The sequence below is a fragment of the Ruegeria sp. CG1 genome (assembly GCF_056537265.1).
In genome coordinates, this window is sequence record NZ_JBQFRF010000004.1 from 137936 (window position 1) to 158105 (window position 20170).

General features: G+C 57.3%; 23 protein-coding genes. 12 read left to right on the plus strand and 11 right to left on the minus strand.

All coding sequences use genetic code 11. The annotated features are described in order from the left end of the window. Positions 1 to 42 precede the first annotated feature (42 nt). From ACR0AU_RS13015 to mdh, 8 genes are all read right to left on the minus strand, one after another. Positions 43 to 312 carry a hypothetical protein gene (locus tag ACR0AU_RS13015; protein ID WP_170395780.1) on the minus strand — a complete coding sequence of 90 codons (270 nt, stop codon included), beginning with the start codon at positions 310 to 312 and terminating at the stop codon, positions 43 to 45. A gap of 1 nt (position 313) precedes the next feature. Then, a complete protein-coding gene (odhB, locus tag ACR0AU_RS13020) occupies positions 314 to 1828 on the minus strand; it encodes a 2-oxoglutarate dehydrogenase complex dihydrolipoyllysine-residue succinyltransferase (protein ID WP_480795778.1) in 1515 nt (504 codons plus the stop codon). A 3-nt stretch (positions 1829 to 1831) separates the two neighbouring features. After that, on the minus strand, positions 1832 to 4789 hold the full coding sequence (locus ACR0AU_RS13025) for a 2-oxoglutarate dehydrogenase E1 component (RefSeq protein WP_170513076.1): 2958 nt from the start codon (positions 4787 to 4789) through the stop codon (positions 1832 to 1834). Further along, positions 4786 to 5325, minus strand: coding sequence for a DUF805 domain-containing protein (locus tag ACR0AU_RS13030; RefSeq protein ID WP_170395785.1), 540 nt, complete (start codon positions 5323 to 5325; stop codon positions 4786 to 4788). Before ACR0AU_RS13030 ends, ACR0AU_RS13025 begins: the two co-directional genes overlap by 4 nt. A gap of 34 nt (positions 5326 to 5359) precedes the next feature. Continuing rightward, a complete protein-coding gene (gene sucD, locus ACR0AU_RS13035; protein WP_058278790.1) occupies positions 5360 to 6241 on the minus strand; it encodes a succinate--CoA ligase subunit alpha in 882 nt (293 codons plus the stop codon). 15 nt (positions 6242 to 6256) lie between these two features. After that, positions 6257 to 6769: a hypothetical protein gene (locus ACR0AU_RS13040; RefSeq protein WP_480795779.1), complete on the minus strand. Its 513-nt coding sequence runs from the start codon at positions 6767 to 6769 to the stop codon at positions 6257 to 6259. Between the two features lie 4 nt (positions 6770 to 6773). Then, a complete protein-coding gene (gene sucC / locus ACR0AU_RS13045) occupies positions 6774 to 7967 on the minus strand; it encodes an ADP-forming succinate--CoA ligase subunit beta (protein ID WP_480592455.1) in 1194 nt (397 codons plus the stop codon). Between the two features lie 309 nt (positions 7968 to 8276). Continuing rightward, positions 8277 to 9239: a malate dehydrogenase gene (gene mdh, locus ACR0AU_RS13050; RefSeq protein WP_170353522.1), complete on the minus strand. Its 963-nt coding sequence runs from the start codon at positions 9237 to 9239 to the stop codon at positions 8277 to 8279. 161 nt (positions 9240 to 9400) lie between these two features. On the opposite strand from mdh, the gene ACR0AU_RS13055 reads away from it, so the two are divergent. After that, positions 9401 to 10156, plus strand: coding sequence for a sulfite exporter TauE/SafE family protein (locus ACR0AU_RS13055; RefSeq protein ID WP_170395788.1), 756 nt, complete (start codon positions 9401 to 9403; stop codon positions 10154 to 10156). Here ACR0AU_RS13055 and ACR0AU_RS13060 read toward each other — a convergent pair. Continuing rightward, the gene (locus tag ACR0AU_RS13060) at positions 10153 to 10452 is read right to left on the minus strand and encodes a hypothetical protein (RefSeq protein ID WP_170818596.1); all 300 of its coding nucleotides are present in this window, start codon (positions 10450 to 10452) and stop codon (positions 10153 to 10155) included. The genes ACR0AU_RS13055 and ACR0AU_RS13060 overlap by 4 nt on opposite strands. Before the next feature lie 175 nt (positions 10453 to 10627). On the opposite strand from ACR0AU_RS13060, the gene ACR0AU_RS13065 reads away from it, so the two are divergent. The 11 genes from ACR0AU_RS13065 (at position 10628) to ACR0AU_RS13115 (ending at position 19060) form a co-directional block, all read left to right on the plus strand. Beyond that, positions 10628 to 11485, plus strand: a complete 858-nt coding sequence (locus ACR0AU_RS13065) for an HpcH/HpaI aldolase/citrate lyase family protein (protein ID WP_170818597.1) — start codon at positions 10628 to 10630, stop codon at positions 11483 to 11485. Positions 11486 to 11491: 6 nt separating this feature from the next. Further along, positions 11492 to 12046 (plus strand): NnrU family protein, encoded by a 555-nt coding sequence (locus ACR0AU_RS13070; RefSeq protein WP_480795780.1) that lies wholly within the window; start codon positions 11492 to 11494, stop codon positions 12044 to 12046. A gap of 12 nt (positions 12047 to 12058) precedes the next feature. Beyond that, positions 12059 to 12265, plus strand: a complete 207-nt coding sequence (locus tag ACR0AU_RS13075; RefSeq protein ID WP_170408336.1) for a DUF1737 domain-containing protein — start codon at positions 12059 to 12061, stop codon at positions 12263 to 12265. Continuing rightward, positions 12265 to 13293: a MaoC family dehydratase gene (locus tag ACR0AU_RS13080; RefSeq protein ID WP_480795781.1), complete on the plus strand. Its 1029-nt coding sequence runs from the start codon at positions 12265 to 12267 to the stop codon at positions 13291 to 13293. The genes ACR0AU_RS13075 and ACR0AU_RS13080 overlap by 1 nt, the downstream gene beginning before the upstream one ends. A gap of 66 nt (positions 13294 to 13359) precedes the next feature. After that, positions 13360 to 14031, plus strand: coding sequence for a DUF1194 domain-containing protein (locus ACR0AU_RS13085; RefSeq protein ID WP_370644346.1), 672 nt, complete (start codon positions 13360 to 13362; stop codon positions 14029 to 14031). Between the two features lie 207 nt (positions 14032 to 14238). Then, a complete protein-coding gene (gene sdhC, locus ACR0AU_RS13090; RefSeq protein ID WP_170423721.1) occupies positions 14239 to 14622 on the plus strand; it encodes a succinate dehydrogenase, cytochrome b556 subunit in 384 nt (127 codons plus the stop codon). A gap of 13 nt (positions 14623 to 14635) precedes the next feature. Continuing rightward, positions 14636 to 15019, plus strand: a complete 384-nt coding sequence (locus ACR0AU_RS13095) for a succinate dehydrogenase, hydrophobic membrane anchor protein (RefSeq protein WP_170733578.1) — start codon at positions 14636 to 14638, stop codon at positions 15017 to 15019. 12 nt (positions 15020 to 15031) lie between these two features. Further along, positions 15032 to 16840, plus strand: a complete 1809-nt coding sequence (sdhA, locus tag ACR0AU_RS13100) for a succinate dehydrogenase flavoprotein subunit (protein ID WP_170395802.1) — start codon at positions 15032 to 15034, stop codon at positions 16838 to 16840. 12 nt (positions 16841 to 16852) lie between these two features. Further along, the gene (locus tag ACR0AU_RS13105; RefSeq protein ID WP_170408332.1) at positions 16853 to 17632 is read left to right on the plus strand and encodes a succinate dehydrogenase iron-sulfur subunit; all 780 of its coding nucleotides are present in this window, start codon (positions 16853 to 16855) and stop codon (positions 17630 to 17632) included. A 137-nt stretch (positions 17633 to 17769) separates the two neighbouring features. Further along, positions 17770 to 17910, plus strand: a complete 141-nt coding sequence (locus tag ACR0AU_RS13110) for a hypothetical protein (protein ID WP_170395806.1) — start codon at positions 17770 to 17772, stop codon at positions 17908 to 17910. Positions 17911 to 18196: 286 nt separating this feature from the next. After that, entirely contained in the window at positions 18197 to 19060 is an 864-nt protein-coding gene (locus tag ACR0AU_RS13115) for an urea carboxylase-associated family protein (protein ID WP_480795782.1), read from the plus strand. Positions 19061 to 19072: 12 nt separating this feature from the next. Here ACR0AU_RS13115 and deoD read toward each other — a convergent pair whose 3' ends face one another. Together deoD and ACR0AU_RS13125 are read right to left on the minus strand one after the other, a co-directional pair. Beyond that, the gene (gene deoD / locus ACR0AU_RS13120) at positions 19073 to 19783 is read right to left on the minus strand and encodes a purine-nucleoside phosphorylase (protein ID WP_480795783.1); all 711 of its coding nucleotides are present in this window, start codon (positions 19781 to 19783) and stop codon (positions 19073 to 19075) included. Positions 19784 to 19801: 18 nt separating this feature from the next. Then, a complete protein-coding gene (locus tag ACR0AU_RS13125) occupies positions 19802 to 20113 on the minus strand; it encodes an H-NS histone family protein (RefSeq protein WP_170647115.1) in 312 nt (103 codons plus the stop codon). Between the last annotated feature and the right edge of the window lie 57 nt (positions 20114 to 20170).

The following is a 20170-nucleotide window of genomic DNA, read 5'->3' on the forward strand; positions in this document are numbered from 1 at the left end:
GGCAGCGTCCCGATCCGGTGTGGTGGGTCGGGTACCTATATTTCAAACGGGTTCCAGCAGCTTGATCGAGATATGGGCTATCCCGCCCCGCTCGTGATGCATCGCCAACTCTTCCGACCCAAAAAACGCCTTTGCCTTATCCAGATTCATAACTTCGAACATCGCTATCGCATGATCCCGCTGATCTGGATCGCGCCAGACATGCAGGTCGCGGATACCCGCGGCCTTGCGCATCGGTTGATCCTCGCGGAACACTTTCAGCCAGGCATCGAAATCGGCCACATCGGCTTGCCACAGTACATGAGTCGCCATCTTAAAGATCCATCAGCAGACGGCGCGGGTCTTCCAGCGCCTCTTTTACGCGGACAAGGAATGTCACAGCACCCTTGCCGTCCACAATACGGTGATCATAGGACAGCGCCAGATACATCATCGGGCGGATTTTGATCTCACCATTGATGACCATGGGACGATCCTGGATCTTGTGCATGCCCAGAATGCCCGATTGCGGCGGGTTCAGGATCGGTGAAGACATCAGCGAGCCGTAGACGCCTCCGTTCGAGATCGTGAACGTGCCGCCCTGCATTTCCGCCATCGAGAGTTTACCGTCACGGGCGCGCTTGCCCTTTTCGGCGATGGCTTTCTCGATCGCTGCGAAAGACATGGAGTCCGCATCCCGGATGACTGGAACCACCAGCCCTTGCGGCGTACCTGCGGCCACACCCATATGCACGAAGTTCTTGTAGACGATGTCATTGCCGTCGATCTCGGCATTCACTTCGGGCACTTCTTTCAGCGCATGACAGCAGGCCTTGGTGAAAAAGGACATAAAGCCCAGACGTACGCCATGCTTCTTCTCGAACTGGTCCTTGTACTGGTTGCGCAAGGCCATCACCTCGGTCATGTCCACCTCGTTATAGGTGGTCAGGATCGCGGCGGTGTTCTGCGCGTCCTTCAGGCGCTTGGCGATGGTCTGGCGCAGACGGGTCATGCGCACGCGCTCTTCGCGGCTCGCATCCTCGGCAGCCACAGGCGCGCGCGGAGCTTGGGCAGCGGGGGCGGGCACAGCCGCCGCAGGCGCTGGGGCCGTAGCTGCTACAACTGCCTTTGCCACGTCTTCTTTCATGATACGACCATCGCGTCCGGTGCCAGTGACCTGATCCGCAGACAGACCGGCTTCGGCCATCGCTTTCTCAGCCGATGGAGCGTTGGACACGTCTTTACCTGTGCTGGCTGCAGCCGGAGCGGCGACGGCCGCCACCGGAGCCGCTGCCGCACCTGCGGCTGCGCCCGAGATCACCGCCAATTTGGCAGAAGCATCGACCGTGCTGCCTTCAGGCGCAACGATTTCAGCCAGAACGCCTGCCGCCGGGGCAGGGACCTCGACCGAGACCTTGTCGGTTTCCAGTTCGCACAGCATTTCATCCTGTGCAACGCTGTCGCCGACCTGTTTGAACCATGTCGAGACTGTAGCCTCGGTGACGGATTCACCCAATGTCGGCACCATCACATCTACACTGCCGCCTGATGCTGCGGGTGCCGCTGCCGCCGGGGCCGGGGCCGCCGCTGCCGGAGCAGGCGCAGCCCCTTCGCCCGCCGCTATCGTGGCAAGCAGGGCATCGACGCCCACGGTCTCACCTTCGGCTGCAACGATCTCACCCATCACGCCAGCAGCGGGTGAGGGCACCTCGACCGTGACCTTGTCGGTCTCAAGTTCACATAGCATCTCATCTACGGCGACTGCATCGCCGGGTTTTTTGAACCAAGTCGCAACGGTGGCTTCGGTGACAGACTCGCCCAGCGTGGGAACACGAACTTCAATCGTCATCGTTTACTTTCCTTCAATGCTCAGCGCTTCGTTCACCAGCGCTTCTTGTTGGGCTTTGTGTTGGCTGGCCAGACCCGTCGCGGGCGAGGCCGAAGTTGCGCGACCGGCATAGACCGGACGAGTGTGTTTTGCGCCAATGCGGGTCAGAACCCATTCGATATTGGGCTCAATAAAGGTCCAAGCACCCTGGTTCTTGGGTTCTTCCTGACACCAGACCATCTCGGCCCCCTTGAAGCGCTCAAGCTCGTTGATCAGCGAATGCGCGGGGAAAGGATAGTATTGCTCGATCCGCATTAAGTAGATGTCGTCGATGCCGCGCGCATCGCGTTCCTCAAGTAGATCAAAATAGACCTTGCCCGAGCACATGACGACCCGCTTGATCTTGTCATCTGCCACCAGTTTAGTGTCCGAGTTGCCCTGTTGAGCATCATCCCACAGCACCCTATGGAAGCTCGAGCCTGTGGTGAATTCCTCGGCCTTGCTGACAGCCAGCTTATGGCGCAGCAGCGACTTCGGCGTCACCAGGATAAGCGGCTTGCGGAAGGTCCGGTGCAATTGACGGCGCAGGATGTGGAAATAGTTCGCAGGCGTTGTGCAGTTCGCCACGATCCAGTTGTCCTGACCGCACATCTGCAGAAACCGCTCAAGCCGTGCAGATGAGTGCTCTGGGCCTTGCCCTTCGAACCCATGCGGCAGCAGCGTGACCAGACCAGACATCCGCAGCCACTTCGATTCACCCGAACTGATGAACTGATCGAACATTATCTGTGCCCCATTGGCGAAATCGCCAAACTGTGCCTCCCAGAGAACAAGCGCGTTGGGCTCGGCCAGTGAATAGCCATACTCGAACCCAAGCACCGCGTATTCGGACAGCATCGAGTCAATCACGTCATAATGTGATTGGCCCTTGCGGATATTGTTCAGCGGGTAATACCGTTCCTCGGTTTCCTGATGGACAAATCCGGAATGGCGTTGGCTGAACGTGCCACGCGTCGCGTCCTGCCCGGCCAAACGTACAGGGTAGCCTTCGGTCAGCAGAGAGCCAAACGCCAGAGCCTCGCCCGTTGCCCAGTCAAAGCCGGTTCCGTTTTCGAACATCTGTTTCTTGTGGTCCAGCAACCGGCCCACGGTTTTGTGCATCGCAAAACCTTCGGGGGCGCTGGTCAGAGCAGTGCCGATCTCGGCCAGCGTCTCTGGTGTAATTGCGGTTTCACCGCGCATGTATTCGTCTTTGTGCTTGTCCAGATGCGACCAGCGCCCATCCAGCCAGTCGGCTTTGTTTGGCTTGTAGTCTTTCCCGGCATCGAACTCTTCATTCAGATGTGCCTGAAAGGCCGCCTTCATGTCTTCAATCTCGCCTTCGGGGATAAGCCCGTCCCTGACAAGGCGCTCGGTATACAACGACAACGTGGTCTTATGCGTCTTGATCTTCTTGTACATGATCGGGTTGGTGAACATGGGTTCGTCACCCTCGTTATGACCAAACCGGCGGTAGCAGAAGATATCCAGCACCACGTCCTTGTGGAACTTCTGGCGGAACTCGGTCGCCACCTTGGCGGCATGTACCACCGCCTCGGGGTCGTCGCCATTCACGTGGAAGATGGGAGCTTCAACCATCAGCGCGATATCCGTGGGATAAGGGCTGGAACGGCTGAAATGCGGCGCGGTGGTGAAACCGATCTGGTTGTTCACCACGATATGCATGGTGCCGCCGGTCTTGTGCCCTTTCAGACCCGACAGGCCGAAGCCTTCGGCCACAACACCCTGTCCGGCAAAGGCTGCGTCGCCGTGCAGCAGAATGCCCATCACTTTGGTGCGGTCTTCGTCGTTCAACTGGTCCTGCTTGGCACGTACCTTACCCAGAACCACTGGGTTCACCGCCTCAAGGTGGCTTGGGTTTGCGGTCAGCGAAAGGTGAACGCTATTGCCATCGAACTCTCGGTCGCTTGACGCGCCGAGGTGATATTTCACATCGCCTGATCCATCCACGTCTTCGGGCTTGAAGCTGCCGCCCTGAAACTCGTTGAAAATGGCGCGATAGGGTTTGCCCATCACATTGGCCAGAATGTTCAGACGACCCCGGTGTGGCATGCCGATGACGATATCGCTGAGGCCCAAGGCGCCGCCGCGCTTGATGATCTGCTCCATCGCGGGGATCAGTGCCTCGCCACCATCCAGACCAAACCGCTTGGTGCCCATGTATTTCACATGCAGGAATTTCTCGAACCCCTCGGCCTCGACCATCTTGTTCAGGATCGCCTTGCGGCCTTCCTTGGTGAAGGCGATTTCCTTACCGAACCCCTCGATGCGTTCCTTCAGCCACGCGGCCTCTTCCGGGTTCGAGATATGCATGTATTGCAGCGCGAAGGTGCCGCAATAGGTCCTCTTCACGATCTCGACGATTTGGCGCATGCTGGCCATCTGCAGGCCCAGCACGTTGTCAATAAAGATCGGTCGATCCATGTCAGCATCGGTGAACCCGTAAGTCTTCGGGTCCAGCTCGGGATGCGTACTGGCGGCGCGCATGCCCAGCGGGTCCAGATCAGCTGCCAGATGGCCCCGGATACGATAGGCCCTGATCAGCATCAGCGCCCGCAGGCTGTCCAGCACCGCGCGCTTGATCTGGTCATCACTGACCTCAACACCCTTGGCCGCCGCCTTATCCTTGATTTTGTTGCCCGCTGCTTTGGCGTCGATCTCGGCCCACTCGCCAGTCAACGCACCCGTCAGATCATCGGCAGGCATCGGAGGCCAATCGCTGCGCGCCCACGAAGGGCCCTCGGCCTCGCGCTGCACATCCGGCGCGTCATCGCCCATGGCCTTGAAGAACTCGACCCAGGCTGCGTCGACCGCACCGGGGTTCTTGGTGTACTGGGCATAAAGCTGCTCCAGATATTCGGCATTATGCCCCTGCATGAAGCTTGAGGCATGAAAGGCGGTGTTGGGCGAGTGTTCGGTCATTGGGCTACCTCATATGGGTTGGGACCGTATTGGTTGGTGCCTGGTTCGCTGGGGCGGGTCAGCCACCACAGAACCAGGAGGGGCGACACAAACAGGACAAGAAGTGTCGGAATGACAATAAGAAGAGTTGCGCGGGTGAACAGGATATCCAACGTGCCGCCATGGAACTGGCTGGCAAGGCCGATGCCAAAGATCAGGACGGCAAGCGCACCAAGTATCAGCAGGATCGGCAGCAGAGCATAAAGCCCGCTGCGCCCGGTATCATGCATCCGCCGCCACGCGACGGCCAGATGCGGGAAGAAGACAATCAGGCTGACGATGCTTTGGACCGGGCCTGTCGAGGTAGCCGTGACGGATTTGGATGTTTCGGTTTCGGTCACTGCGACCTGAGTGAAGAACTGCCAGTCGATGATCCCGGCAATGATGCTCCAGATCATGATGAACAGGAAAAAAAACCAGTATTCGGGCCGCGAGGCACGGCCCGAAAAGGTGAAAAACTTGGAGAAACAGGTTTTAATGGCTTCGCCGAAAGTCATGTTTACCGCTCCTCCCAAAGCAGTCAAATTCTGGTCAACCGATGGCTTCCAGCACAGCCTCACCCAGCTGCGCCGGGCTTTCGGCCACGACGATACCGGCCGAGCGCATGGCTTCGATCTTGTCCTCGGCTCCGCCTTTGCCGCCGGCGACAATTGCGCCCGCGTGGCCCATGCGGCGGCCCGGAGGGGCTGTGCGGCCTGCGATGAAACCAGCGGTCGGCTTTTTGCGACCCTTCTTGGCCTCATCCGCCAGGAACTGGGCGGCTTCTTCCTCGGCCGAGCCACCGATCTCACCGATCATGATGATGCTCTCGGTCTCGTCATCGGCCAAGAACCATTCCAGCACGTCGATATGTTCGGTGCCCTTGATCGGGTCGCCGCCGATGCCCACACAGGTGGACTGGCCCAGACCCACATCGGTGGTCTGCTTGACGGCCTCATAGGTCAGGGTGCCCGAACGGGACACAACGCCGACCGAGCCGCGCTTGTGGATGTGGCCGGGCATGATGCCGATCTTGCAGGCGTCGGGCGTAATGACACCAGGGCAGTTCGGGCCGATCAGGCGGGATTTCGAGCCTTCCAGCGCGCGCTTCACCTTCATCATGTCCAGAACCGGGATGCCTTCGGTGATGCAGACGATCACTTCCATCTCGGCATCAATCGCTTCGAGGATCGAGTCAGCCGCAAAGGGCGGCGGTACATAGATCACGCTGGCATTGGCTTCGGTCACATGCTTTGCCTCGTGGACCGAGTTGAACACAGGCAGGTCAAGATGGGTCATCCCGCCTTTGCCGGGGGTCACGCCGCCGACCATCTTGGTGCCATAGGCAATGGCCTGTTCGCTGTGGAATGTGCCCTGCGAGCCCGTAAAGCCCTGACAGATCACTTTGGTATTTTCGTCGATGAGGACTGCCATGTTAGGAGTCTCCTATTAAGCTAATTGGCCTCGGTAAAGGTAGCCCCATGCGACTCCCTGAGGAGATACATGGAACTCTTCACCGCGATCACTTTTGATTTCGAAAGCAACGATCATATCGGCTTCTTCGAATTGAAGTACGCCATTGCCACGCTCCGTTCCTCGGTCTGTTAGTACGGCCACCTTACGGGCATGAATGATCTTGCTGATTGCTTTGCGGAGGTTTCTCTCGAACGAGAAAGTCTCGCTATACTTTTTTCCTAGAAAGCTTTCAGTTCCAGTGGGAGCCACGGGCGATGTCGTGTCGCCTTCGAACTCAAGCACACGTCTCGCATGAACCGCAAAACGAAAGGCCGTATTCAGAACGTCCTTTAGCACGACCTTCATCAAGTCACTTTCACTCCTCGGATAGGGGGAGTTACAGAGGGCATATAGCTTCACCGCTTCGGCAGAGGCTTCAGATTCTGACCAAAGTTTCAAAGATTCGCCCTCTTGGGTGAAACGATTAAGGTGGAGTGCGTGGCCCAAGAACTTAACCCTTAACCGCCTTCACGATCTTCTCGGCACCGTCTTTCAGGTTGTCCGCCGCGATCACGTCCAGGCCAGAGGTGTTGATGATCTCTTTGCCCTTCTCGACATTGGTGCCTTCCAGACGCACGACCAGCGGCACTTGCAACCCAACCTCTTTCACCGCGGCCACGACGCCCTCGGCAATCACATCACAGCGCATAATGCCGCCGAAGATGTTGACCAGAATGCCTTTGACCTGCGGGTCCGAGGTGATGATCTTGAACGCCTCGGTCACTTTCTCTTTGGTGGCACCGCCACCCACATCGAGGAAGTTGGCAGGCTCGGCCCCATACAGCTTGATGATGTCCATCGTCGCCATCGCCAGGCCGGCACCGTTGACCATGCAGCCGATCTCACCGTCCAGCGCGATGTAGTTCAGGTCGTATTTGCTGGCTTCCAGTTCCTTGGGGTCTTCCTCGGTCGTGTCGCGCAGTTCGGCAATATCTGGGTGACGATAGACCGCGTTGCCATCAAAACCGACCTTGGCGTCCAGTACTTTTAGGTCGCCCTTATCCGAGACGATCAGCGGGTTGATCTCCAGCATCTCCATGTCCTTCTCGACGAAGGCATTGTAAAGCTGGCTCATCAGTTTGACGCATTGCTTGACCTGCGCCCCTTGCAGACCCAGTGAAAACGCGATGCGGCGGCCGTGATAGGGCTGATAACCAGTGGCGGGATCAACCGAGAAGGACAGGATTTTCTCGGGCGTCGCAGCGGCCACTTCTTCGATGTCCATGCCGCCTTCGGTCGAGCACACGAACGAGATGCGGCTGGTCTGGCGATCCACCAGCAGGGCCAGATACAGCTCGCGTTCGATGCCGGACCCGGCCTCGATATAGATGCGGTTGACCTGCTTGCCTGCGGGGCCGGTCTGATGCGTGACCAGCGTGCGGCCCAGCATCTTCTTGGCTTCTTCGGCGGCTTCTTCCACCGACTTGGTTAGACGGACACCGCCTTTTTCACCGGCGTCGGTTTCTTTAAAAGATCCCTTGCCACGACCGCCTGCGTGAATTTGCGCCTTGACGACCCAAAGCGGTCCGTCCAGCTCACCAGCGGCGGTTTTGGCTTCCTCGGCACGCAACACGGCGCGACCGTCGGAGACCGGAGCGCCATAGCTGCGAAGAAGCGCTTTGGCTTGATATTCGTGAATGTTCATCGAAATTGTCCCGTCTGACTACGATTACACCGTTATAGGGGTGTCTAAGCGCCAAAATTAAAGAGTTTTTTGACGGGTCACGGGAAATTGTCGAAGATTTTCAGTATTTGTGATCACAGGTTTTTGGGGTGTGATCACAAAAATTGTGGGGCGTGGAAATTGATTCGATGATCCTGGATCATGCCCACAAAACACATTCATAGATGAGTTTTGCGACGTTTGCGCGAACATCTTTTAGCCAGCTTGGCACCGTGTAAAAGAAAACCGGCCCGTGAAGAGGGCCGGTTCATTGGTTTTAGGGTTCGTGACTTAGGCCAGCGAGCTGTCGATGCCCTTGCATGCTTCGATCAGGCCCTTAACGGCATTGACCGAATTGTCGAAACCGGCCTGTTCTTCTTCGTTCAGCTTGATGTCGACGACGCGCTCGATACCACCTGCACCGATTACGGTAGGCACGCCGACATACATGCCGTCGACACCCAGTTCGCCGTTGCAATAGGCTGCACAAGGCAGAACGCGCTTCTGATCTTTCAAATAGGCTTCGGCCATTTCGATCGCCGAAGTCGCCGGTGCATAGAAAGCCGAGCCGGTCTTCAGCAGGCCAACGATTTCTGCGCCGCCGTCACGGGTGCGCTGAACGATGGCGTCCAGTTTTTCCTGCGTGGTCCAGCCCATCTCTACCAGATCGGGCAGCGGGATACCGGCAACGGTCGAGTAGCGCACCGAAGGCACCATCGTGTCGCCATGGCCGCCCAGAACAAAGGCGGTGACGTCGCGCATGGACACATTGAACTCTTCCGACAAGAAGTGTGCGAAACGGCCCGAGTCCAGAACGCCCGCCATGCCGCAGACTTTGTTGTGCGGCAGGCCCGAGAATTCACGCAGCGCCCAAACCATTGCGTCCAGCGGGTTGGTGATGCAGATGACGAACGCATCCGGAGCGTTTGCGGCGATGCCTTCACCGACCGATTTCATGACCTTCAGGTTGATGCCCAGCAAGTCGTCGCGGCTCATGCCCGGCTTGCGCGGCACGCCAGCGGTGACGATGCAGACGTCGGCACCGGCGATATCCTCATAAGACTGAGTGCCTTTCAGCTTGGCGTCGAAGCCTTCCGAGGGGCCGGATTCGGCGATGTCCAGCGCCTTTCCTTCCGGGGTGCCTTCGGCGATGTCGAACAGCACGACGTCACCAAGTTCTTTCATTGCAGCGAGGTGGGCGAGCGTGCCGCCGATCTGACCTGCGCCGATCAGCGCGATCTTAGGTCTGGCCATTTGGAATATCTCCGGTCGGTTTTGAAATCGCGGTTGTGCTAGTCGCAAAAGCGGCGTCACGCAAGCCTTCTGCGGCGCGGCATGCCACCGCATACCGTTTGCACCCACCCCGCCGATTGCGCTAAACCGCCTGTGAATCATGCATATTTCCGGGGTGCCTGATGTTCGAGATGAACCTGATGTTTTTTGCAGTGGCGATCCCGGCGGTGATCTTCGCGGGCATCTCGAAAGGTGGGTTCGGCTCGGGAGTGGCGTTTGCATCTTCGTCGATTCTGGCTCTGATACTGACGCCAGGACAGGCGCTAGCGCTAATGCTGCCGATACTGATGGTGATCGATCTGGCGACGTTAAAGCCGTATTGGAAACGCTGGAGCTGGCCAGATTCGCGCCTTCTGATGTTGGGCGCAGTACCAGGTATCGCGCTGGGCGCGTGGCTTTATCGTGCGACGGATGACGATCTGCTACGTCTGTTGATTGGCGGAATATCGGTCGGTTTCGTGATCTGGCACGTTGCCCAGACCAGAGGCTGGGTACGGGGCTTTGCCAACCGATTGCCTCCATCGGCGGGCCTGTTTGCCGGGCTGATCGCCGGATTCACCAGCTTTGTCAGCCATGCGGGCGGCCCACCCGCCGCCGTGTACCTGCTGTCACAACGCCTGACGAAAACCGAATTTCAAGCCTCGACCGTGCTGGTCTTCTGGGTAATCAACGCCGTCAAATTCGTGCCCTTCGCCTATCTGGGCCTCTTCACCTGGCACACAGCCTTGGCAGACCTGTTGCTGACCCCGTTTGCGATCCTCGGGGCCTGGCTGGGCGTCCGGGCGCATTTCATGCTCTCCGAACGATTGTTTTTCAACATTGCCTACGTCTTGCTGACCCTGACGGGAAGCAAACTTATTTGGGATGCGCTGGTTTAGGCGTTGGGCGGCAATGCTTCGGCCAGTGTTTCATAAGACTGGCCTGAGGCGATCAGGCAGGTCACACCTTCCGGCAAGGTCACAACAATGGTCCAGCTGCCGGTTTGGTCCGAGGCAAAAACCTCCATCACCGCTCCCCGACGCGCAATACCGATGCCTCGTCGGGTTTCGCCATATGACTTTGTCAATCGCTTGATCACGTCTTCGCGTGGCGCACAATTCTGTGCGCTGACTTGTTGCGCTGCCAGTACCATGATGCCCAAGCCAATCGTCATTTTCAGCATAACCGTTTTCATTGGTCACCCCTTTCAAGCTCTTCCTCAAAGCAGCGTGCCGCAGGCAAAAGGACATCGCGTTAAGGCAACGCACGTTGCGCAGCGCAGGAAATGCTGCGCTGCGGCGATTTTGTTCTTGAACTTTCCGTCAAAAAATGCCCCATTCCGCGCAACATTATTTCAATGGGAGAGTCCAGTGGACCCGCGCCAACGCCCCTATCGCTCGGTACTATACATCCCCGGCTCGCGTGAACGCGCGCTTGATAAGGCCCGCACATTGCCGGTGGACGCCATCATCTTTGATCTTGAAGACGCGGTTGCGGCTGATGAGAAAGAGAACGCGCGCGAGACCCTCAAGGCGGCTTTGGCCGCCGGAGGCTATGGCGCACGAGTCAAGATCGTGCGGATCAACGGGCTTGATACCGAATGGGGGCGCGCCGATGCCGAAGCCGTGCGCAAGATGGATGCAGATGCCGTTCTGTTGCCAAAGGTGAGTTCTGCGGCGGATGTGGATGCGCTGACCTCAATCACCGGAGACCTGCCGATCTGGGCGATGATGGAGACGCCGCGCGGGACGCTGAACGCAGCCGAAATTGCTGCACATCCGCTGATGGCAGGCTTTGTCATGGGGACCAACGATCTTGCGAAAGAGCTGCAGACGCGCTTCCGCCCCGACCGTTTGCCGATGATGACCTCGCTTGGCCTGTGCCTGTTGGCGGCCAAGGCAGAGGGGCTGATCATCGTCGATGGCGTCTACAATGCCTTCAAGGACACCGACGGTCTGGCCGCCGAGTGTGCCCAGGGCCGCGACATGGGCTTTGATGGCAAAACCCTGATCCACCCGGCCCAGGTCGACATCGCAAACTCCGCCTTTGCCCCTTCCGAGGATGAGATTGATCTGGCTCGCCGTCAGATTGCCGCTTTCGAGGAAACCGAGTCGCAGGGGCAGGGGGTCGCCGTTGTCGATGGCAAGATTGTTGAAAACCTACACGTTGTAACTGCCCGCGAAACTCTGGCAAAAGCAGAGGCGATAGTAGCTTTGCAAGCGGGGTAAGCCAGTATGGGCTTTGTTCTTCTGATCCTTGGTGTGGCACTTTGGTGGGCCGCACATCTTTTTAAGCGCGCGATGCCGGAACGACGTGCCGCCATGGGCGACGCGGGCAAGGGCGTCGTGGCGCTCGCCTTGGTGGCCTCGGTATTGTTGATGATCTTCGGTTATCGCATGACCGATTTCATATATGTCTGGGCGCCGCCAACCTTTCTGATTCACGTCAACAACCTGCTGGTGTTGATCGCGTTCTATCTGGCCAGCCCTGCGGGAACCAAAGGTCGCCTGTTGAACAAGGTCCGTCACCCCATGCTGGGTGGCTTTAAACTCTGGGCCTTTGCGCACCTGTTGGTGAACGGTGATCTGGCCTCGATCATCCTGTTTGGTGGCTTGCTGGCCTGGGCAATTGTCGAAGTAATCGTGATCAACAAATCCGAACCAGACTGGGCGCTGGGCGAACCCGGCACATACGTCAAAGATGCCATGTTCTTTGTGGGCTCCATCGTGCTGCTGGGCGTTGTGGGCTATATTCACGGGCTGGTTGGTCCGTCTCCGTTTGGTGGATAAGGGACCTAATCAATGGCGAAACTTTATCGTTTGTTGACCGAGGAAGACACATCAGCCTTCTGCCACAAGGTCTCGGACGCGTTGGCAAAGGGATGGGAGCTTTATGGCGACCCGTCCTATGCCTTTGACGCCGCAAATAACGTGATGCGTTGCGCGCAGGCTGTGACCAAAGAGGTCGCCGCTGATTACACCCCCGACATGAAACTGGGACAGCAATAATGGCAAAAACCAATCCGGGTAACTTTTTCGAGGATTATTCAGTCGGTCAGATCCTGCATCACGCCGTGCCGCGCACGGTGACGGATGGCGAGCGCGCGCTTTATCACGCGCTCTACCCTGCACGACACGCACTCTATTCCTCGGATGAGTTCGCCCGGAATTGTGGCCTGCCGCAAAGCCCGATTGATGATCTGGCGGCGTTCCATGTGGTATTCGGCAAAACGGTTCCCGATATCTCGCTGAACGCGGTCGCCAATCTGGGCTATGCCGAGGGTCGCTGGCTGAAACCGGTCTATCCCGGCGATACCTTGCGCGCCGAATCCGAGGTGATCGGCCTCAAGCAAAACTCAAACGGCAAAACCGGTGTCGTCTGGGTCCGCACCCGCGGGCTGAACCAACGCGACGAAGTGGTGATCGAGTATGTTCGCTGGGTCATGGTGCGCAAATCAAACCTCGATGCGCCTGCACCAGAGACGGTGGTGCCCAATCTGAAAAAGGCGCTTGATGTCAGCGATCTGGTGGTACCACAGGGGCTCGATTTCTCGAAATACAATTTTGTACAATCCGGCGAAAACCACCGCTGGGATGCGTACAACACGGAAGAAACGATTGATCACGTCGATGGCGTGACCGTCGAAGAGGCCGAGCACATGCTGGCCACCCGCCTGTGGCAGAACACCGCCAAAGTGCATTTCGACCTCACCTTCCGACCAGAGGGGCGGTTGATCTATGGCGGCCACGTTATCTCGATGGCGCGTGCCTTGTCGTTTAATGGCCTGGCGAATGCGCAGATGATCGTTGGCCTGAACGGCGGTGCCCACGCCAACCCTTGTTTCTCGGGCGATACGATCAAAGCCTGGTCCGAGGTTTTGGACAAGGCCGAGACTGGAACTCCCGGAATCGGTGCCATCCGCTTGCGCTTGGTTGCGACCAAAGGCGGCGAGCCCTTCGTTCTGCGCAATGACGAGGGGAGATATCTTCCTAACGTTTTGTTAGATTTTGATTATTGGGCTATTATGCCAATGTAGCCAATGCCTTCTGGCGGCTGACATTCAAGTGATCGCGGTCCGCGAAATCCATGCTACGCTTGGCGCATGATGATGTTTCGTGCGCTCGCCGCCAGCCTGTATCTGGCATCTCAGGCCTATGCTTGTGATTTGGCTCTGGCCTTGGCCGTAGACGTTTCAGGCTCGGTTGATTCCGAGGAATATCGTATCCAAATGGACGGTCTTGCCGCAGGTCTGCGGGACCCTATCGTATCCGAGGCCTTGGTGCGCGGACAGGCTCGGCTGATGCTTGTGCAATGGACAGGCAGTTCTCGCCAGAGGATCACGATCCCCTGGACCCGGATCGATAGTTTTAACACCCTGGACAGTTTTGCTGATCAGGTCGCAGCTGATCCTCGTGTCTGGCGTAACTTCTCAACTGCGATAGGTGAGGCGCTCGATATGACGGTTGCCAGCTTTGACGACGTGCCCGAATGCGAAAGGCATCTTATTGATCTTTCGGGCGACGGAATTTCGAATGAAGGAATCGAGCCGTCGACCATCCACGCCAAACTGCGGGATCGCGGCATCACAGTGAACGCGATCGCGATAGAAGAAAGTGAACCCGATCTGACAGCCTATTTCTTCGAGAACGTCATCGTTGGCGAGGGGGCCTTTGTCGTCTCTGCAGCAGGCTTCGCGGATTATCCCGAACGTATTCGCAAGAAGCTTTTACGCGAGGTGACACAGCAGACTGCAGGGCTGACGCCGCTCCAATAATAGATTCGTGATCACATTGCTTTTTCATTGAAAACGCTAACATTGGCGGTATCGAATGTGATTTGTGATCACGAGAATATTTTGCGTGATCACAAACACGGCTTATCAGCGATTTTGCGTTAAATTTACTGGATTTTGCACCTGCAGCGCGTGACAGAGTCGTAAAAAACAGTAAAACGTTCGGTAGCCAACCGAAAAGGAGCCAACATGGCCGATGTAAATCGAGGCAACCGCCCGCTTTCTCCACATTTGACGATCTATCGTCCACAGATGACGTCCATATCTTCGATTATGGTGCGCATCACGGGTCTTGCGTCTTTTGGTTTGGCTTTGTTGGTCGTCTGGTGGTTACTTGCTGCGGCCACATCGGAAAGCGCCTTTGAGCTGATCAATGGATTGATGACCAGTTTCCTGGGTGATCTGATCATGTTCGGCGCGGCTTGGGCCATTTTCTATCACATGCTGGGCCGTTTGCGGCACGTCATCTGGGATCTGGGATATTGCGTGGATGTTGAGGTGTCCGAGAAGATGGGCATTGGCATGTTCGTGCTGGCAACTGTTCTGGCTCTGATCACAGCCGTAGCGCTTTAAGGGGAGGTTCGCGATGCAGTTTCTCACAGACCGTAAACGCGCGAAGGGCATGGGGGCCGGACGTGCAGGTACACATCACCACTGGCAAATGATGCTCAGCTCGGCGGCATTGGTCATCCTTGTTCCGCTGTTTGTATTTACCTTCGGGCACGCCCTAGGCGGAACCTACGAAGAGGCTCTGGCCTATTACAGCCGCCCGTTCCCGGCGATTATCATGGGTCTGACACTGGTTGTTGTCGTCCCGCATTTGTTGCGCGAAGCCCAGGAAGCGATTGAGGACTACGTGCATGGCGTCGCGGAAAAGCTGGCGCTGATGGCCGCGCAAGCTTTTGCATACACACTCATTGCTGCGGGTCTGTTTGCGCTCGCGCGTCTGGCCCTCGGATATGCGCAGTAAGGAACAAGAACAATGACAGCAGCATATGAATACGAAACCCACGAATATGACGTGGTGGTTGTCGGTGCCGGTGGCGCGGGTCTGCGTGCAACATTGGGCATGGCCGAGCAGGGTTTGCGCACCGCTTGCGTGACGAAGGTATTCCCGACCCGTTCACACACAGTGGCCGCCCAAGGCGGCATTGCGGCGTCCTTGTCGAATATGGGGCCAGACCATTGGCAGTGGCACATGTATGACACCGTAAAGGGCTCGGACTGGCTGGGTGACACCGATGCGATGGAATACCTCGCGCGTGAAGCACCCAAAGCCGTATATGAGCTAGAACACTACGGAGTGCCATTCAGCCGGACCGAAGAAGGCAAGATCTATCAGCGCCCATTTGGTGGCCACACCACCGAATTTGGCGAAGGCCCCGCTGTGCAGCGGACCTGTGCCGCCGCCGACCGGACCGGTCATGCGATCCTGCACACGCTGTATGGTCAATCGCTGAAGAACAACGCTGAGTTCTACATCGAGTATTTCGCCATTGATCTGATAATGTCTGAGGACGGACAGTGTCAGGGTGTCGTGTGCTGGAAGTTGGACGACGGCACGATGCACGTCTTCAACGCCAAGATGGTTGTTCTGGCGACCGGCGGCTATGGCCGCGCCTATTTCAGTGCAACCTCGGCACATACCTGCACCGGCGACGGTGGCGGTATGGTGGCCCGCGCGGGTCTTGCACTGCAGGATATGGAGTTTGTTCAGTTCCACCCAACCGGCATCTACGGATCGGGCTGCCTGATCACCGAAGGTGCACGTGGTGAAGGCGGATACCTGACCAACTCGGAAGGCGAGCGGTTCATGGAGCGCTATGCGCCCCAGTACAAAGACCTCGCGCCGCGCGACTACGTTAGCCGTTCAATGACCATGGAAATTCGCGAAGGGCGCGGACATGGTGACAACGGCGACCACATCCACCTGAACCTCAGCCATTTGCCAGCCGAAGCTTTGGCGGAACGCCTACCGGGCATTTCAGAATCTGCGCGCGTCTTTGCAGGGGTTGATGTTACCAAGGAACCGATCCCGGTTCTGCCGACCGTGCACTACAACATGGGCGGTATCCCGACGAACTATTGGGGTGAAGTTCTGAACCCGACAGCCGACAACCCGACCGCCGTGGTGCCTGGTCTGATGGCTGTGGGCGAGGCCGGGTGTGCCTCGGTTCACGGGGCAAACCGTCTTGGTTCAAACTCGCTGATCGACCTCGTGGTCTTTGGCCGCGCTGCGGCGATCCGAGCGGGCAAAGTTGTGGATGCCGACGCGTCGAACCCGGTTCTGAACCAAGCCTCTGTCGATAAGGCGTTTGACAGGTTCGATGCGGCGCGCAACGCCAGCGGTGCAATTCCAACCGCAGATCTGCGGCTTGAGATGCAGCGCACCATGCAAGAGGACGCGGCGGTTTTCCGCACCTCGAAGACCATGGCTGAGGGCGTCGAGAAGATGACTGCGATCGCCGCCAAGATGGATGATCTGAAGGTTTCTGACAGATCGTTGGTCTGGAACAGCGATCTGATGGAGACGCTCGAGCTTACCAACCTGATGCCAAGCGCGCTCGCCACCATCGTTGGTGCCGAAGCGCGTAAGGAATCCCGCGGTGCGCACGCCCATGAAGATTTCACAGAGCGCGACGATGAGAACTGGCGCGTCCACACGGTCAGCCGTGTCGATGGCAATAAAGTAGAGCTTAGCTACCGTCCGGTTATCGTTGATCCGCTGACGACCGAAGACGAGGGCGGCATAAGCATGAAAAGAATCGCGCCCAAGGCGCGGACGTTCTAAGGAGAGGAACTTATGGTACAACTGACCCTCCCCAAGAATTCCCGGATCACCACCGGTAAAACCTGGCCCAAGCCCGACGGCGCGACCAATGTGCGCAAATTCCAGATCTATCGCTGGAACCCGGATGATGGCCAGAACCCGCGTGTCGATACCTATTTCGTCGACATGGACACTTGCGGCCCGATGGTTCTGGACGCTCTGATCAAGATCAAGAATGAGATCGATCCGACTCTGACCTTCCGCCGTTCGTGCCGCGAAGGCATCTGCGGGTCCTGCGCGATGAACATCGACGGGATTAACACGCTGGCCTGTATCTATGGGATGGATGAGATCAAGGGCGACGTGAAGATCTACCCGCTGCCCCATATGCCGGTGGTCAAGGACCTGATCCCTGATCTGACTCATTTCTACGCCCAACACGCCTCGATCATGCCGTGGTTGGAGACCAAGACCAATCGCCCGGCAAAAGAGTGGAAGCAATCCATCGAAGACCGCAAGAAATTGGATGGTCTCTATGAATGTGTGATGTGTGCCAGTTGCTCGACCTCGTGCCCCAGCTACTGGTGGAACGGCGACCGTTATCTCGGCCCTGCCGCGCTGCTGCATGCTTACCGCTGGATCATCGACAGTCGGGATGAGGCCACCGGTGAGCGCTTGGACGAGCTGGAAGATCCGTTCAAGCTGTATCGCTGCCACACCATCATGAACTGCGCCAAGACCTGTCCCAAGGGTCTGAATCCTGCCAAAGCGATTGCAGAAATCAAGAAGATGATGGTGGACCGCGCGGTCTGATCACGCACCAAAACAAAGCACTTGCCGGGTTGCGGCAAGTGCATGCCGCCTCTGCAAAACTATGCGATGCGCTTGTACGAGCGCGGATCTAAAGTTGGCGCAGGGAGGAGTGATGAGTTCGAAAAAAGGTCACTCCGATGAACATGCAAAACCAAAAACACGACGCGGCCAAAGCGTTGGAATTTCTGGAGCAAGCTTGGGCCTATTATACGCCCGAACCCAAAGTTCCGGCCAAAGACGAAACACCAGAATTGTTTGAATATGCGAACGCGGCTTAACCGTGTCGCGCGGGCTTGAAAATTACGACACAATAGGCAATGCAGAGCTATGCCCGTTCTATTGCTTCTGCTCGCCGCTGGCGTTTTTGCCTATTTTTTTTGGCGGTCCCGCACGTCGTCTCTGACGCGCGACTGCAGGTGGCGGCAACATCGAAGCGAGGGCCAGTGGCGCTGTGCTTACTGTGGCGCGGTGTCAAAATCTGATGTTGAGCCCACACAGTGTCTGAAAGGGCAATAGCTGCTGTTGGGGGTTTCCCACCGGGCCGAACTGCGCCACTCTCGGCCCATGTCAGAATCTCGGAATACTCCCCGCCCACCCACGGATGCAGATGCGCGCCGCGCGATTGCGCCCGTTGTTTGCTACCCGAATGAAGGGCTACCAAAACCCGATCTAGGGCTCTATGAAACTGCGCGTGATACAGCGCACAAAACGGGTGAGGTGTTGGTGCCACCGCGAGATGCGCGATGCTTTGAGGTGCCTGCAGGGCATTTCTTTCGGATCACTTCTGTTGAAGGATCGCAAGTTGGCGATCTAAACCTGTGGAACCTCAACGACCTTTCCGAGCGGTTCTATTCCGGCAAGACGCGCGCGTTGCATGGCACACATATCACCGTGGGTGAGCGCATGTGGTCGAGCTTTCCACATATGCGACCGATGGCGACAATCATTGCAGATACGCTGGGGTGGTACGGAATCGATGATTTCGGCGGGTCGGTGCACGATGTGATCGGGACCCGATGTGATCCCTATACCGGTAATCTGCTAGCTGGATCCCAGTACCATCACTGTTGCCATTCGAATCTGACACGCGCGCTGGCGGATCATTTGGGCGTCTCTTTGGCCGAAGCCGAGCCTGCGGTACATGATGTATTGAACGTGTTCATGTGCACCGGTTTCACGCGTGATACCGGGCAGTATTTCATGAAAGCCTCACCTGTCCGTCCGGGAGACTATCTTGAGTTTTTCGCCGAGATTGACCTGCTGGGAAATCTAAGCGCGTGCCCGGGCGGTGATTGCTCGTCCGAGCATTCATCGGATACCGCAGCCTGTTATCCCCTGCTGGTAGAAACCTTTGCCCCGGCTGAAGGTGCGCTTGAGGGATGGCGCAGCCCCGCGCGCAACGGATATGACCGCACGCACGGGCGCTAGATATCGCGCAATTCAGCTGTCCGGGAACGCCGCCTGCAGCGCGATTTCGACCATGTCGCCAAAACTGCTTTCTCGGTCCGAGGAGGGCAGGGCTTCGCCGGTCAGCAGGTGGTCCGAGACTGTCAGTACCGCCAATGCGCGGCATTTGTGACGCGCGGCAAGGATGTAAAGCTCTGCCGCTTCCATCTCGACACCCAAAATACCGTGCCGAACCATTTGTTCGTTCAGGTCCGGGCGTTCGTCATAAAAGACATCGGATGAATAGATGCCGCCAACATGGGTTGGCGTACCTTTGGCTTGTGCAGCCAATGCTGCAGACTGCAAAAGACCCCAATCCGCGCAAGGGGCGAAGTTCATTTCTCTCATGATCCCGCGCGAAGGGGTGCTGAGTGTGGTCGACGTCATCGCCAGAATAACATCACGCACATTCACACTGTCTTGCATCCCGCCACATGACCCGATCCGGATCAGAGTTTTGGCGCCGTAGTCACGGATCAATTCGTTCACGTAGATCGACAGAGACGGCATCCCCATGCCACTACCCTGAATGGTAACACGATTTCCTTTCCAGGTGCCGGTGAACCCCAGCATGCCACGCACTTCGTTTACCAGCTTTATGTCTTCAAGAAACGTTTCGGCCGCCCATTTTGCACGATACGGGTCGCCGGGCAAAAGAACGGTTTCGGCAATCTCGCCTTTTTGGGCTCCAATATGGATAGTCATTTTGCCACTTGCCCCCGATCAGATTTCCAGATCAGTAATATCGGTACCGGCTTTTATGGCGTCATGAACCCACTGCGGTTTGCGGCCCCGCCCGGTCCAGGTTTGCGACGGATTGTTCGGATTTTGATACTTCGCTTTAGATGATTTTACCGATTTAGCGCTGTCTCCTGACAATTCAGACAACGAAAACCCATATTCCGCCGCCGCCTTTTCGGCGGCTTTCAACGCTTCTTTTCGCTCACGCACTTCGGCGGCTTTTAGCGCCTTTTCGACCCGATTGCGCAATTCGAGCAGTTCTTTGCGCGACATTTTTTCAAGATCGATCGCCATAATCTTCTCCATTTCGGCTATTCCCCTACTTATTGCAGGGGAAATTGAATAAACCCG

Coding starts and splice junctions, on each gene's coding strand:
- sucD (WP_058278790.1), bottom strand. CDS start 6,241: ATGGCAGTCCTCATCGACGAAAATACCAAAGTGATCTGTCAGGGCTTT.
- ACR0AU_RS13115 (WP_480795782.1), top strand. CDS start 18,197: ATGTCAGAATCTCGGAATACTCCCCGCCCACCCACGGATGCAGATGCG.
- sucC (WP_480592455.1), bottom strand. CDS start 7,967: ATGAACATTCACGAATATCAAGCCAAAGCGCTTCTTCGCAGCTATGGC.
- ACR0AU_RS13095 (WP_170733578.1), top strand. CDS start 14,636: ATGCAGTTTCTCACAGACCGTAAACGCGCGAAGGGCATGGGGGCCGGA.
- ACR0AU_RS13070 (WP_480795780.1), top strand. CDS start 11,492: ATGGGCTTTGTTCTTCTGATCCTTGGTGTGGCACTTTGGTGGGCCGCA.
- ACR0AU_RS13080 (WP_480795781.1), top strand. CDS start 12,265: ATGGCAAAAACCAATCCGGGTAACTTTTTCGAGGATTATTCAGTCGGT.
- ACR0AU_RS13105 (WP_170408332.1), top strand. CDS start 16,853: ATGGTACAACTGACCCTCCCCAAGAATTCCCGGATCACCACCGGTAAA.
- ACR0AU_RS13025 (WP_170513076.1), bottom strand. CDS start 4,789: ATGACCGAACACTCGCCCAACACCGCCTTTCATGCCTCAAGCTTCATG.
- sdhA (WP_170395802.1), top strand. CDS start 15,032: ATGACAGCAGCATATGAATACGAAACCCACGAATATGACGTGGTGGTT.
- ACR0AU_RS13015 (WP_170395780.1), bottom strand. CDS start 312: ATGGCGACTCATGTACTGTGGCAAGCCGATGTGGCCGATTTCGATGCC.
- sdhC (WP_170423721.1), top strand. CDS start 14,239: ATGGCCGATGTAAATCGAGGCAACCGCCCGCTTTCTCCACATTTGACG.
- ACR0AU_RS13055 (WP_170395788.1), top strand. CDS start 9,401: ATGTTCGAGATGAACCTGATGTTTTTTGCAGTGGCGATCCCGGCGGTG.
- ACR0AU_RS13060 (WP_170818596.1), bottom strand. CDS start 10,452: ATGAAAACGGTTATGCTGAAAATGACGATTGGCTTGGGCATCATGGTA.
- ACR0AU_RS13030 (WP_170395785.1), bottom strand. CDS start 5,325: ATGACTTTCGGCGAAGCCATTAAAACCTGTTTCTCCAAGTTTTTCACC.
- ACR0AU_RS13110 (WP_170395806.1), top strand. CDS start 17,770: ATGAACATGCAAAACCAAAAACACGACGCGGCCAAAGCGTTGGAATTT.
- mdh (WP_170353522.1), bottom strand. CDS start 9,239: ATGGCCAGACCTAAGATCGCGCTGATCGGCGCAGGTCAGATCGGCGGC.
- ACR0AU_RS13075 (WP_170408336.1), top strand. CDS start 12,059: ATGGCGAAACTTTATCGTTTGTTGACCGAGGAAGACACATCAGCCTTC.
- ACR0AU_RS13125 (WP_170647115.1), bottom strand. CDS start 20,113: ATGGCGATCGATCTTGAAAAAATGTCGCGCAAAGAACTGCTCGAATTG.
- ACR0AU_RS13085 (WP_370644346.1), top strand. CDS start 13,360: ATGATGATGTTTCGTGCGCTCGCCGCCAGCCTGTATCTGGCATCTCAG.
- deoD (WP_480795783.1), bottom strand. CDS start 19,783: ATGACTATCCATATTGGAGCCCAAAAAGGCGAGATTGCCGAAACCGTT.
- odhB (WP_480795778.1), bottom strand. CDS start 1,828: ATGACGATTGAAGTTCGTGTTCCCACGCTGGGCGAGTCTGTCACCGAA.